Annotated in this window: 14 protein-coding genes; 6 read left to right on the forward strand and 8 right to left on the reverse strand. The window is 64.1% G+C overall.

Annotated elements, in window-relative coordinates; translation table 11 throughout:
- The first annotated feature begins 19 nt into the window (after nt 1-19).
- The 3 genes from LB547_RS06785 to denD are packed head-to-tail and all read left to right on the forward strand — an operon-like array spanning nt 20 to nt 2,293.
- Nucleotides 20-1,033, forward strand: a complete 1,014-nt coding sequence (locus tag LB547_RS06785) for a cation diffusion facilitator family transporter (protein ID WP_140560317.1) — start codon at nt 20-22, stop codon at nt 1,031-1,033.
- A gap of 60 nt (nt 1,034-1,093) precedes the next feature.
- Nucleotides 1,094-1,306: a SoxR reducing system RseC family protein gene (locus LB547_RS06790; protein ID WP_140496258.1), complete on the forward strand. Its 213-nt coding sequence runs from the start codon at nt 1,094-1,096 to the stop codon at nt 1,304-1,306.
- A 12-nt stretch (nt 1,307-1,318) separates the two neighbouring features.
- On the forward strand, nt 1,319-2,293 hold the full coding sequence (gene denD / locus LB547_RS06795; protein ID WP_140496257.1) for a D-erythronate dehydrogenase: 975 nt from the start codon (nt 1,319-1,321) through the stop codon (nt 2,291-2,293).
- Nucleotides 2,294-2,442: 149 nt separating this feature from the next.
- Here the strand turns inward: denD and LB547_RS06800 are convergent, their stop codons facing one another.
- The 3 genes from LB547_RS06800 to LB547_RS06810 all read right to left on the reverse strand — a co-directional run bounded on the left by LB547_RS06800 (nt 2,443) and on the right by LB547_RS06810 (nt 5,292).
- Complete coding sequence (locus tag LB547_RS06800) at nt 2,443-3,639, reverse strand: nickel/cobalt transporter (protein ID WP_140556582.1); 1,197 nt, start codon at nt 3,637-3,639, stop codon at nt 2,443-2,445.
- Entirely contained in the window at nt 3,636-4,304 is a 669-nt protein-coding gene (locus tag LB547_RS06805; protein ID WP_140522362.1) for a DUF1007 family protein, read from the reverse strand. The genes LB547_RS06800 and LB547_RS06805 overlap by 4 nt, the downstream gene beginning before the upstream one ends.
- Nucleotides 4,305-4,392: 88 nt before the next feature.
- Entirely contained in the window at nt 4,393-5,292 is a 900-nt protein-coding gene (locus LB547_RS06810; protein WP_140522360.1) for a LysR family transcriptional regulator, read from the reverse strand.
- Between the two features lie 685 nt (nt 5,293-5,977).
- Here LB547_RS06810 and odc2 point away from each other — a divergent pair.
- Together odc2 and LB547_RS06820 are read left to right on the forward strand one after the other, a co-directional pair.
- Complete coding sequence (gene odc2, locus LB547_RS06815) at nt 5,978-7,111, forward strand: ornithine/lysine decarboxylase (RefSeq protein WP_140496253.1); 1,134 nt, start codon at nt 5,978-5,980, stop codon at nt 7,109-7,111.
- A gap of 158 nt (nt 7,112-7,269) precedes the next feature.
- On the forward strand, nt 7,270-7,935 hold the full coding sequence (locus LB547_RS06820) for a GNAT family N-acetyltransferase (RefSeq protein WP_140496466.1): 666 nt from the start codon (nt 7,270-7,272) through the stop codon (nt 7,933-7,935).
- A gap of 83 nt (nt 7,936-8,018) precedes the next feature.
- Here LB547_RS06820 and LB547_RS06825 read toward each other — a convergent pair whose 3' ends face one another.
- The 5 genes from LB547_RS06825 to LB547_RS06845 form a co-directional block, all read right to left on the reverse strand.
- A complete protein-coding gene (locus LB547_RS06825; protein ID WP_140496252.1) occupies nt 8,019-8,303 on the reverse strand; it encodes an SCP2 sterol-binding domain-containing protein in 285 nt (94 codons plus the stop codon).
- A 233-nt stretch (nt 8,304-8,536) separates the two neighbouring features.
- Nucleotides 8,537-9,058 carry a hypothetical protein gene (locus LB547_RS06830; RefSeq protein ID WP_140496251.1) on the reverse strand — a complete coding sequence of 174 codons (522 nt, stop codon included), beginning with the start codon at nt 9,056-9,058 and terminating at the stop codon, nt 8,537-8,539.
- A gap of 30 nt (nt 9,059-9,088) precedes the next feature.
- Entirely contained in the window at nt 9,089-9,514 is a 426-nt protein-coding gene (locus LB547_RS06835; RefSeq protein ID WP_140496250.1) for a hypothetical protein, read from the reverse strand.
- A gap of 13 nt (nt 9,515-9,527) precedes the next feature.
- Nucleotides 9,528-10,127 carry a rod-binding protein gene (locus LB547_RS06840; RefSeq protein WP_181172115.1) on the reverse strand — a complete coding sequence of 200 codons (600 nt, stop codon included), beginning with the start codon at nt 10,125-10,127 and terminating at the stop codon, nt 9,528-9,530.
- A 174-nt stretch (nt 10,128-10,301) separates the two neighbouring features.
- Entirely contained in the window at nt 10,302-12,275 is a 1,974-nt protein-coding gene (locus LB547_RS06845; RefSeq protein ID WP_140496249.1) for a BTAD domain-containing putative transcriptional regulator, read from the reverse strand.
- A gap of 151 nt (nt 12,276-12,426) precedes the next feature.
- Between LB547_RS06845 and LB547_RS06850 the strand changes: the two genes are divergently transcribed.
- Nucleotides 12,427-13,425 (forward strand): DMT family transporter, encoded by a 999-nt coding sequence (locus LB547_RS06850; protein ID WP_140496248.1) that lies wholly within the window; start codon nt 12,427-12,429, stop codon nt 13,423-13,425.
- Nucleotides 13,426-13,437 lie beyond the last annotated feature (12 nt).

Genomic DNA, 13,437 nt, shown 5'->3' on the forward strand with positions numbered 1-13,437 from the left:
CGGGCATGGGAGTTTGCCATTGGCGCACAGTCACGACGACAGCCGGCACGACGACAGCCGGCACGACCACAGCGGGCACGGCCACAGCGGGCATAGTCATGGCTCGACCGACAAGAAGCGCGTTTTGATCGCGGCCTGCCTGACGGCAGGCTTCATGGTGGCCGAGGCGCTTGGCGGCCTCTTCACCGGCTCTCTGGCGCTGCTGGCCGATGCCGGCCACATGCTTGCCGACGCCATTGCGCTCGGCCTGGCCTGGTATGCGTTTCATCTTGCGGACCGGCCGGCGACCGTCCGCCTGACCTATGGCTTCGGCCGGGTCAAGACGCTGGTGGCCTACACCAACGGCATCGCCATCTTCGTCATCGCGCTGTGGATCGTCTACGAGGCGTGGGAGCGCCTGCAGACGCCGGCGCCGGTGCTGGGCGGGCCGATGCTGGTGGTGGCGATCCTCGGCCTGCTGGTCAACATCGGCTCCTTCCTGGTGCTGCATGGCGGCGACCGTGAGAGCCTCAACATGCGCGGCGCCATCCTGCATGTGCTCGGCGACCTGCTCGGCTCGGCCGCGGCAATCGTGGCGGCGATCGTCATTCTGGCCACCGGCTGGACCCCGATCGATCCGATCCTGTCGGTGCTGGTCTCGCTGCTGATCCTGTCCACGGCATGGTCGCTGATGCGCGCGGCCGCCCACGTCCTGCTCGAAGGGGTGCCGCCGAGCCTCGACCGGGACCTGATCGCCAGCGACATCGCGACGACGGTCCAGGGGGTGCGCGAGGTGCACCACATGCATATCTGGTCGATCGACGGCACCAGCAGCATGGCGACGCTGCATGCATGCCTCAACGAGGGCGTGGACGCGCACAAGGCGGTCAGCGCGATCAAGAAGCGGCTTGCGTCGGAGCATGGCATCAGCCATGCCACGGTGGAACCTGAATTCGGCCAGTGCGCCGACGACGGCGACGAGCACGACCATGGTCATGACCATGATCACCACCAGGGGCATGACGCGGCTTTGCATCATGGCCATCATCACTGACGCAGGGAATCCAAGCGCCTTGAATCCGAGCTCGACGACCCCTGGCCACGCAGGGACAGCATAATGGATCGCGATAGCAAGAACGCCGCCATCGCCGCGCTGTCGATCATGCTGCTGTTCGGCATTGCCGTTTATTTCCTGCCAAACATCATGCTGGCCCTCGGCGATCTGTCGACCGTGCTGGCCGGCATCTTCGGCACCGCGTTCGTGCTGGCGTTTTTCTTGGTGTTCTGGCTGCGCGCGCGCAGCCAACGCAAAAATCAGGGCAAATAAGGGAAGTTCGACATGCGCATTCTGATCACGGGCGCCGCCGGCATGGTCGGCCGCAAGCTCATTGCACGGCTGGCGAAGGACGGCAGGCTGCGCGGCCAGAAGATCACCGCGCTCGACCTGCACGACATCGTACCGCCACAGGCGCCGGCCATCGATGGCGTCAGCATCCACAGCCATACCGGCGATCTCGCCGAGGCGGGCGCCGCCGAGAGGCTGGTCGCGTCGCGGCCCGACGTCGTGTTCCATCTCGCCGGCATCGTGTCGGGCGAGGCGGAAGCCAATTTCGATCTCGGCTACCGCGTCAATCTCGACGGCACGCGCGCCTTGTTCGATGCCATCCGCCTGGCGGGGTTTGCGCCGCGCGTCGTGTTCACCTCGTCGATCGCGGTGTTCGGCGCGCCGTTCCCGGACGTCATTCCCGATGAATTCCACACGACGCCGCTGACCTCCTACGGCACGCAGAAGCAGATGAGCGAGGCGCTGCTGGCCGACTATTCCAGGCGCGGCTTCTTCGACGGCATCGGCATCCGGCTGCCGACCATCTGCGTGCGGCCGGGCAAGCCGAACAAGGCGGCCTCCGGCTTCTTCTCCGGCATCATCCGCGAGCCGCTGAACGGTCAGGAGGCGATCCTGCCGGTGCCGCGCACCGTCGTCCATACCCACGCCAGCCCGCGATCGGCGGTGAATTTCCTGATCCATGCGGCCGGGATCGACGGCGCCGCCGTCGGGCCGCGCCGCAACCTGACGATGCCAGGCGTCGCCGTCACCGTCGGCGAGCAGATCGAGGCGCTGGAACGCATCGCCGGGCCGAAGGCGGTGAGCCTGATCCGCGAGGAGCCGGACGAGACGATCTGGGCGATCGTCAAGGGCTGGCCGACGCGGTTCGAGGCGCGGCGGTCAAGGGAACTCGGCTTCAGTGCCGAGAAGAGCTTTGACGAGATTATCCGCGCTCATATCGAGGATGAACTCGGCGGCAAGGTGTATTGATATTCAGGTGATGCCGGCCTGCGAACGGCTGATACCTGCGCTTCCGGTGCTCACGTACTTTAAGTACGCTCCGCTCCGGTTCTCGATATCAACCGTTCTCGGCACGGCCTGACCTGAATCTCAACACACCTTGGGGCGCTACTTCCGGGTCAAACGCCACCCGTCAGGCTCGCCGACAGCAGCAGCAGTCCGAACAGGAACACGAAGGCGGCGCCGCCGATCTCGACGATCGAATGGATGCGGTTGCCCATGCGGCCGTCGCCGGCGAAATACACCGCCCAGTTCTTTGCGGTCACCGCGATCGTGGCCAGCGCCGAGACGGTTATGGCGGTGCCGATCGACATCGCCAGCACCGACAGCAGGCCGCCGAGCCACAGGCCATTGAGCAGGGCGAAGCTGAGCACGATCAGCGCGCCGGAGCAGGGGCGGATACCGACCGCGGCCACCGCCGTCCAGGCGGTGCGCCAGTCGAAGCGGTCGCCGGACAGCAGCGCCGGATCTGGCGCATGCGAGTGGCCGCAGGTCTCGCAGACCTCGCCCGCCGCGTGCGCGTGATCGTGCGCGCCATGATCGTGGTGATGGTCATGCGCGCCGTGGTCATGGTGATCGTGCGAATGGTCATCCCCATGGTCGTGATGTTCATGCCCATGCAGCGCGTTCGCCGAATGGCTGTGAGCGGCATGCGAATGGCCCGTGTGACCTGTATGACCGGCATGCGAATGGCCCGCATGGGAATGCCCCGCGTGAGCCGCCGACAGGCTGTAGGCGGGACCTCTGCCGAACAGGCGCAGGACGGAGGGGCCGAGCTTGCGCCACAGCAGCCAGGCGCCGAACAGGGTGACGAAGACGAAGCTCATGATCTCCATGAACCAGGCCGCGTCGGTCATCGAGACGGCGGTGCCGCGCAGGACGAAATAGGCGACTGCCATGACCGCGACCGCGGTCAGGCCCTGCAGCAGGGCCGAGACGAACGACAACAGGATGCCACGCCGCAGCGCCACTTCGTTGGCGACCATGTAGGACGAGATCACCGCCTTGCCGTGGCCGGGGCCGGCGGCGTGGAAAATGCCGTAGGCGAAGGACAGGCCGATGAGCACCCAGAGCTTGCTGTTGTCCTGGCGCATCGCCTTCATCGCCGTGGCGAGCGCGCGATAGAATTCCTGCTGCCGCAGATTGATCCACATCAGGATGTGGGCGAACGGGCCGGTGGTCGGCGCCATGCCATCGTTGACGCCGATGCCGAGCGAGCTCTGGGCATGAGCCGAGCCGGCGAAATGCACCATCGCGAAGCTGATGGCCAACAGGCCGAATGCCAAACGCAGGGATGGTCTCATCACCGGGTTCATCCTTCTGGCTGACAGGTCAGTTCGAGCTTGGTGGCAAAGATCTTGCTCATGTCGGTGCCTGTCGGGTCGTTGAAGAAGGCGTCCGTCAGGGTCTTCTGGTTTTCCTTGATGGCCTCATCCGGGTCGGGGCGGACCACCTTGTCGGTGCAGTTCGGGGGCAGGCCCTCGACCGTGATGTTGGCGTCCTCGGTGAAATCGATCGCCGTGTAGAAGGTCGGATCGTAGACGCCGATATCGATCTTGCCGGCGAGCTTGATCGGCGCCTTCGGTTCGGACTCGAACAGGATGATCAGCTGGTCGTTGTCGAAATTGGCCATCAGATGCGGCGGCGGCGTCATCGGCACGTCCTTGCCGTCCTGGGTGACGAGCTGGAAGTAGTTGAAGTCGGCCAGCGAGGCGTGGACCGTGTCGGCGACCTCCTTCAACTCCTTGTCGTCAAGCTTCAGGTCGGAATTCTTGTCGAACTCCATCATGACAGTACTGGAAAACAGATCGTCGAAGCGCCAGAGATGGCGCAGCGCTTTCACGCTTTGGTGATCCGGGGAGAGGATCACGTCGAGGCGGGCCTCGGCGAAAACGTGCGGATGCACCTCTGCCGGTCCAACGGCGGCCAATGTCGCCGCCAGGGCCGAAGCCAGCATGATTGCGTGCCGTCTCAGATGCATTCGCGGTCGCGATTCCCTTGGCTTCGGAGAGAAGTCGACAGTTACCAGAAAGGGGGCGAAAATGGGACCGCGCCGCAATTGAAGGCGGTCATGCGGTTTCGCGCGTCCTGAACCACTGGACCAGGAAATCGACGAAGACACGCACCTTGGCGGGCAAATAGCGCCGGTGCGGATAGACGGCGAAAATGCCGGCGCCCGACAGGGTGCGGTCATCCAGCACCGTCACCAGCCGGCCGCTCGCAATATCCGGCGCGGCGATGAAATCCGGCAGGATGGCAAATCCCAACCCCGACAGGGCAGCAGCCCGCGCCGCCATCGGGCTGTTGACTTCGATCGGGCCGGAGACCGAGACGCTCACCGTATCCTCGCCGTCTCCCTTGAATTGCCAGTTGTTCAAGCCGCGGCCATTGGTGTCGACGATGCAGGGCATGCGGCCGAGATCCTGCGCCCGTACCGGCATGCCATGTTTTGCGATGAGTTCGGGAGATGCGCACAGCCGCGTCGAGAACGGCGCCAGACGCCTGGCGATCAGCGACGAGTTCTCCAGGCGCGAGATGCGCACCGCGAGATCGAAGCCTTCCTCGACGAGGTCGACAAAGCGGTCGTCCAGCTGGATGTCGAGCACGATGTCGGGATATTGCTTGGCGAAGTCGATCAGCGACTGGCCGATCGGCGCGTCGGCGAAGGTGCGCGGCGCAGACAGCTTGATCCTGCCGCGCACATCGCCGGAGGATTCGCGCACGGCGTCGGCAAGACTGTCGACCTCGCGCACGATCTCGGAGGCGCGGCGATAATAGGTGTGGCCGGCCTCGGTCATCGAGAACTGGCGGGTGGTGCGGTTGAGCAGCAGCGCGCCGAGCTCGTCCTCCAGCTCGCGCACATATTTCGACAGCAGCGCCTTGGAGCGGCCGATCTTGCGCGCCGCCGCCGAAAAGCCCTCGGCCTCGACCACGTCGATGAAGGCGCGCATACGAGTCAGTGTGTCCATGAATCAGGCCTTTCGTGCGGCATCGAGATTTCGGCCGAGCCGTATCAGGGCAATGTCGCCGCCGGAAGGGCCAGCGACAGGCCCGACCACCGATAGCTTGCGAGGGTGCCGAAGGGCGTCGAGAGGGGCGTGCGTGCCTGTCATCGTTCGATATCCGGATACGGTGAAACCAACATTGTTCGATGCCGGAATTTTTACAACCTGCGATACGATTTTTATTGATTGTGAATCTCTCTGCCCCTATATCGCGCTTGCCCAAAGTCGCACGTGCCTGTGGGTGTCCGCCGACCCTCTGAATGGTGAGGGAAATCGGTAAGGTAACTGGAGCCAACCCCTCCAGTCGGTTTAGCGGCCAACCGCCAGACCGAGGACACCTTGAAGCAACGACGGTGCGGGCCTTTCTGGTTCTCTGCCGGTTGTCCAAAGACCGGGGTTACTGAAGAGGCACACCATCATTGCCGGCAGTGCGGAACGGGGTTCTCCCAGTCCAAGCCAAGGCAGACAAAGCGAACCGAAGCCGGGCAAGGCCAAGGTTCATCGCCGCGAGACGGCGTTTCATGGTTCCGGGGTCTCCACCGGCTGGTTCCATGGAATTCCGTCCCGCCTTTGTCCACCGCGTGTTCGCGAGGCCGACAGCCCGCGTCCGCACCCTTGTGCGCGCCGAAAGGCGTGATGGAGAAACCCGATGGCCACGCAGCGCATCCTCGACTTCCTCGCCACCCGACGTCCGACCGGTCCTTGCCTCGTCGTCGACCTCGATGTCGTGCGCGACAATTTCCGCGCCTTCGAGAAGGCGCTGCCCGATTCCAGGATCTACTATGCGGTGAAAGCAAACCCGGCGCCGGAAATCCTGCGCCTCCTTGCTGCGATGGGCTCGTCCTTCGACACCGCTTCCGTTGCCGAAGTCGAGATGGCGATGGACGCCGGTGCGCCGGCGGACCGCATCTCCTTCGGCAACACAATCAAGAAGGAGCGCGACATCGCGCGCGCCTACCAGCTCGGTATCAAGCTGTTCGCCGTCGATTGCGTCGAGGAGGTCGAGAAGATCGCCCGCGCCGCTCCAGGCGCCCGCGTGTTCTGCCGCGTGCTGACCGATGGCGAGGGCGCCGAATGGCCGCTGTCGCGCAAGTTCGGCTGCGTGCCTGCGATGGCCGTCGACGTGCTGCGCCATGCCAAGGCGCTCGGGCTCGACGCCTATGGCGTGTCGTTCCATGTCGGCTCGCAGCAGACCGACCTGACGGCCTGGGATCGCGCGCTGGCCGACGCCAAGACCGTGTTTTCGACGCTCGCCGAGGAAGGCATCGTCTTGAAGATGGTCAATATGGGCGGCGGCTTCCCGACGCGCTACCTGCGCGACGTGCCGGCGGCCCAGGCTTACGGCCAGGCCATCTTCTCGGCGCTGCGCAAGCATTTCGGCAACGCCATTCCCGAGACCATCATCGAGCCGGGCCGCGGCATGGTCGGCAATGCCGGCGTCATCAAGTCGGAAGTCGTGCTGATCTCGAAGAAGGCGGACAACGACAATGTGCGCTGGGTGTTCCTCGATATCGGCAAATTCGGCGGCCTGGCCGAGACGATGGACGAGGCGATCCGCTATCCCCTAGTGACCGCGCATGACGGCTCAGAAACCGCGCCTTGCGTGCTCGCCGGCCCGACCTGCGATTCGGCCGACGTGATGTATGAGAAGACGCCCTATCCGCTGCCTCTGTCGCTGACCATCGGCGACGAGGTGCTGATCGAAGGCACCGGGGCCTACACGACCACCTATTCGGCGGTCGCCTTCAACGGTTTCGAGCCTCTCCGATCCTACGTGATCTGACGGTCGAAAGAACCGTCGGATCATCCCAGGTGGGCGTTTGTCGCCCATCCGGGCTCGCCTGTGGAACAGTCTCCGCTCGTGAAGGGATCGCGGAAATGGACATTGCAAATTTCGTTGTCGAAGGCGCTGCGCGCGACATCTCCCCCTTTGAGGGGGAGATGGTCACGAAGTGGCCGGAGGGGTTTGTCTCAGCCGCCTCGACGTCTCTTGGACCGCATGGGGCTAGCGCTTCACGCGCGGCGAACCCCTCTGTCGCCTTCGGCGACATCTCCCCCTCGAGGGGGGAGAGTGCCCGTGCTTTCGCCATCGTTGCCGAAACGCCTGATGACATCGCGGCGCGCGAGGCGTTGCTCGATGCCGCCATGGGGCCGAAGCGCAAGACGAAGTCGTCGGAGAAGCTGCGGCGGGGCCGGCGGCCCTCGGAAGGCCTGGCTTTCGTCGCGCGCGACGCATCGGGCGCCGTGATGGGCACGGTGCGGCTCTGGGACGTCACGCTGGGCGAGGGCGGTCCGGCAACACTGTTGCTTGGGCCCCTGGCGGTCGCTCCTTCGCTCAAGAGTGCCGGCATCGGCTCGGCGCTGATGCGCCATGCGGTCGCCGAAGCCGCGCGTCTCGGCCACGCGGCGATCCTGCTGGTCGGCGACGCGCCCTATTACGGCCGCTTCGGCTTCTCAGCCGCAAAGACCGGTTCGCTGGCCATGCCGGGCCCGTATGAGCGGCATCGGCTGCTCGCGGTGGAACTGGTGGAGGGCGCGCTCGACGGCGTCCATGGCACGCTGAAGGCCGCGGGGCGCAAGCTGAAGGCGCCGACGCTGGCGGCCTGAGGCGCTGAGCCCCAAACGAACGAAAAACGCCGCCCGAAACGGCGGCGTTTTCGTCCCGAGAACAGTCTCGGCGGTCTTCTGTCTCAGCCGATCAACTGGCTGAGCGCCATGGCGACAGACATGTCGCCTTCGACCTTTATCTTGCCGGTCATGAACGCCATGGTCGGGTTGAGATCGCCCGATATCAGCGAGTCCAGATCGTCGAGCGAGAGCTTGATGGTACAGTCGGCGGGGCCGTCGGCGGTCGAGACATCGGCGCCGTCGATGACGATGACGCCATCGCTGCCGGTGTCGAATTTCACGGAACGATCGAACCCGCTGCTGGCCACGCGCGACCTGATCTTGTCGGCAATCTCCTGAACGCTCACGCTGTTCTCCTGTCTGGTTGCATCCTGTTCGGTTGCATCTGCTTATCTGGTTGCATCTGTCGCGCCACGACACATCGATCCGCCCGAGGGCCATGCATCTTCGCGGCCACGGTCGCTGCCGCATATAGCTTTGGATTGACGTTTACGTCAACGCGAATTGCAGGGCCTGGTTCCTATCGCCGCACCGGGCGAGGACCGGATCACCGTGCCTGGCCAGTGGCATGCCCGGGGGCTCAATGCGACTTGAAGGCCTTGGTCATCTCGGACGCAGTGGCGCCGGCTTCCTGCCGGCGGCGCAACCAGTTGTCGCGTATCTCATCCTTGCTCAGGAAATTGACCTGATCGACCAGAACCTCATGCACCAGTGTGGCGCCGACGCGTGTGTTGACGGTATCGCGGATCGCGGCGCGGAAGGCGTCGAGGTCGATCGTCTCCTTCTTGGTGAAGTCGATCTGCGGATTGGAATACAGGTAGGAATAGACCTGGTCGGTGATCAGTGCCTCGGCCGGGATCGACAGTTTCTTGATCTGCTCGGGTTCGACCGTGTAGACCAACTTGGTCAGGAAATAACCGTCGATCCTGGCGTTGCGGATCAGCGGCACCGAGATGACCTCGGTCTTGACGTAGTCCAGCCCGCCCAGCATCGGCTTCGGCTTTTCGCCGACGCCGCGTTCGCCGGCGGCCTGGAACGAATAGAACACCGCGCCGAGGGTGGCGACGCAGATCCAGACCGCGATGGCGATGACCTTGACCATTCAGGCACCCGAGCCGGCGACCACCGCGCGCTAACCGCGCGCCCGGCCGAACTCGCCGGCGGAATAAGTGCCGTCGGTTTCGGCGCGCTGGATGGCGGTGCGCAACAGGCCAGCGACCTCGTTGACGGCGCTCAGATGCGCCAGGATCGCTGCCTCGTTCTTCGCAAGCTTTTGGCGAAGCCGGACAAGGCCTTCGCGGTGCTGTTCGAGGAACTCGGCTTCGCTGCCGCCGCGCATGGCACGGGTCAGTTCATAGAGATAGCGGCTCTTGCGCGCGTTCGATGCCTTGAGGTCGTAGCCGGTGTCGCTGCGCAGCCCGGCCGTTTCTTGCTCGACGACTTCCTCGATGCGGCCGATGATGGCGGCAAGGTTTCCGGGCCGCGCGAGTGCGACCGGGGCTTCCGATGTGGCCGTGCGCGCCGGCAGGTTGGCGGTGAATTCCGAAAAGTCGGCCATGGCGTTTCCCAGTCTAGATCTTGATGTCTGTCTTTGTGGTCGTTTCATCGCCGGTCATGGACCTGGCGGCCTTGCGCTGCAGCTCCTGGACGAGCGAGGTGGACAGACGGCTCTGCCGGTCGATCTCGGTCTTTTCAGGCCCGCCGGAGACCGGGCCGATCGGCACCTTGCGCTTGCCTTCGAGATAATGGTCGGCGAGCAGCGACTTGGCGATGCCGATGCCACCACGCTCGGCCATGACGTCGGCGACGCGCTCGGCGAGCTGCGATTTCCACATGTCGCCGGCCAGGCCCTTGCCGTACACGCCCTCGGTGTCCTTGGGCATCATGTTCTGGATGAAGGTCTGGAGCACCATGGCTTCGAATTTCTTGAACTTCTTGGATGGATCGGCCGCCAGGGCCTGGTCGGCGGTGGCGCGCGAGAGCATCGTCCCGGCCGAAGCGGCCTCGACCGAAAAGCTGCCGGCAACGCCGCCCGCATGCCTGGTCAGTGCGGCGCGCGCGGCCGCGAGATCCGCCGGCTCGGCTGCTCGGACAACATCCATCACGATGTCGCTGGGTGGAGAGATCGCCAAGAAAGTCCGCCTTTTATCGGTTTTCCTTGGCCAGACCATGCCTCAACAAGCTTGTGGCAGGCTTGCGGGGGGAGGGAGCAAGGTCAGGGTTCTCTGCATCCAAGCCGCGTAGCCAGATTTCAACAACGCATGTCGCGTAAAAAGTGGCTTCCGGTTTTGCGAGAACGACCTGCAGACGGCGTCTCGCCCGAATCCGTTCGAACGCGAGGGGCTTCAGGACGGAGGAAGACCGGCCCTCGACAGCATTTCAAGGAACCGGGAATGGTGATGATCCTTCACATAGCGCGGCACAAAGCCAGGGCAGACATTGCTCAGATTGAGATGTGGAAGTTGTGACAGGCAATGATGGATGGCCCGCGACGCTTCATCGCGATTGCCGGTTGCGGCCGCGGCTGCGGCCCAATAAAGCGCGCCACGAACGAAGCCCGGCTTTGTCCTGACCACCTTGCGCGCGACCTCGAGCGCCCGCTGATCGTCTCCGCCGGCAAACAGCGCCATAACGAGCCCGTGGTGACGCCAGTAGTCGATGACGTCATGGGTTCCCAGCCGGATCGCCTCGTTCGCCTCGCGCACGGCTTCGCTGACCTGCCCGCGCAGCGCGAAGAGCATCGCAATATCGCCGTGGCCGCTCGGATAATTTGGGTTGAGGCTGATCGCGTGCCGGCATTCGACGATCGCCTCGTCGATACGACCGCAACTTTCGAGAGCAAATGACAAGATGCACCGGGCAATTTCATCGTCCGGCACCGCCCGCACCGCGGCCTCGGCAAGCGCCAGCGTATACTCGATATTGCCCTGCTCGCGGGGCAGCGCGCCAAACGCGATGCCCATGGAAATCATGATCGAGAGCGTCCGCTTCGCACGGGCGTTGTCGGGCCCTGTCGAGAGCGCCTTCGTCGCAAGTTCCATCCCGACCAGCAGCGAGTCCTGGGTCATCTCAAAATATTTCATGAGCGCCTCGTTCACCAACCTGCGCACTTCAGGGGGACCAGGCGGACTCTTGTCGCGGACCTTCCAGTTGGTCAGTTGAAGTTCGAGGATCACCGCCAGAACGACGGACTGGGCGATCCTGTCCTGGAATTCGAGCGCATTCTCGGACTGGCCGTCGAACTTCTGGGCCCAGACATGATGACCGCCGACGGCATCGACAAGCTGGATGTTCACCCTCAGCCCATTGCCGGATCTCTGGATGCTGCCGCTGAGCACATATTGTGCGCGCAGCGCTCCCGGCGCTTTACCTTCCTGGCGCGGGCCGATCTTATCTGTCGGGGGAACCGCGGAGAGCACGACATAGTCGGCCACCTCGGAAAGGGCTGTCGTGATGTCCTGGACCAGTCCCTTGGAGAAAAAATTGTCGCCTTGTTTTCCGGTCAGATTGGTGAAGTCGGCAACGCCGATGGAGGGGTGTCCGAGACGATGGCTGGCCGCAACACCACTTGCCGACGGTGCGTGTGACGCCGTGTCGGAAGTGAGCAGCAGGGACTGCCATAGTGCCCGCGTCTCAGGGCCGGCTTCGACGCCGAACTCCTTCTTCAGCATGCTTCTGCAAGCCTCGTATGTCCTGAGCGCCTTGTCGCGTTGACCACAAGCAAGGAGCAATTCCATCTTGAGCCGATAGGATTCTTCCCGCGCCGGATCCATAGCCAGGACGCGATCGGCCAGGACGAGGCCCGCTTCAGCGTCGACGAGGCGAGCCAGTTTCTCGAACGATTCAAGCGCACGACCGAGCAACCTGTCGCGTTCCGACGCGACCCAGTCGTCGAAGCCATTGCTTCCCACATGGAGACCGTCGAGGAACGGGCCGGTGTAGTTCGCCAGAGCCTTTTCGAGTTCCTGCGCGGAGCGGGCCGATAAACCCGTCTCGAACTCCTCCACATCGACCCGGAACGCCTCTGGCCTGAGGTGGATCAACTCTCCGGTGGAATGGATAAGATCGACACCCGAGAGATCGCGGCGCAGGACGCTGAGCGCTTGGCGAAGACTGTTGCGCGAATGTTCGCCATCGCTGTCGCCCCATAGCAGATCAGCCAGTCTCTCCCGCGTCGCTGCCATGCCCGGACATCGGGCCAGATAAGCAACGATTGCCGGGCCGCGTTTCCCGACCAGTCGAAGCGGGCCAGTTGTTTCAATACGGAAGCCGCCGAAGAGTGAGATTCTATTTGCAGCGCCGCCGTCGTCACTTTGCATCTGCTGCCTCAGCCTGACGAAATTCTAACGCAAATCTAACGTTCCGCAATCGTCCGTCACCGCGCTTCAAGCGCTCCCGTGACGGCAGGTCATTTAGACTTCGCTAAATTAGGCGGCCAAGTCAACGCAATGCTTGGTTCAAGGGGGGCGCGTGTCCAGAACAAGAGCCAATTTGCTGCTGCTCCTTGCAGCCGCATTGTGGGGCTTCGGCAACGTCTCGCAAAAGACGGTGCTGGTCCATCTCGACGCCATGAGCGCGGTAAGTCTGCGTTGCCTGATCGGCGGGCTGCTGGTGCTGCCCTTTGTCTTGACCGAAAGGCGAGTGGCGATCGGGGCGGGCTATTTTCCGAGCCTGGCCAGGGTGGGCGCGCTGTTCGCCATCTCCATCACGCTTCAGCAGCTTTGCTATGTCGGAGCCTCGGTCACCAATGCAAGCTTTCTGGTGAGCACGGCAACCGTAATGACACCTCTGGCCGCCTGGTTGCTCGTCGGCGAGCGTCCGACAGCTGGCCTCACGATCGCTGCCGGGCTGACCCTGGTCGGAGCCCTGCTTTTGTCGGATGGGATCGGCGGCCTCGGCAGCGGCGATCTCACCGCCATCCTGTCGGCTGCCTGCTATGCGCTCTGGGCGGTCGAGCTCGGCCGGCACATGCAGGCCCATGCGCGGCCGTTCACCGCCGCCGCGGCACAATTCCTCGGCGCCGCAGTCTTCGCCCTGCCGCTCGGGGCAATGCAAGGCAACCTGTCGCTGGCCGCCGCATTCGCAGCCGGCCCGGAATTGGCGATACTCGGCGTCTTCTCCACCGCGATAGCCTTCGGCATACAGACGGCTGCCCTCCGCTTCACGCCGGCCAGCCACGCCGCCGTGATCGTCAGTGCCGAAAGCGTCTTCGGGGCGCTGGGCGCGACGATCTTTCTGGGCGAGCGGAGTTCGTGGCCGGGCGCCTTGGGAGCAGCGATCATTCTCGGTGCGATCCTTTCCGTGGCACGATCGAACCGAGCGCCGCAGGCACGTGCGTCCTTGCGGACCGCTTCGAACCAACGCTTCGACATTGCCCCTGCCTTTGCAACAGCGCCGGCAAGCGGGGCAGGCGAACGCCGCGTCAACAGTTCAGGTCCGGTGGAGGAATGCGATGACCACTGCCGCTGATGCGAACGTCGC

This window comes from Mesorhizobium sp. B264B1B, from assembly GCF_020165765.1.
In the GTDB taxonomy this organism is placed as follows: domain Bacteria; phylum Pseudomonadota; class Alphaproteobacteria; order Rhizobiales; family Rhizobiaceae; genus Mesorhizobium.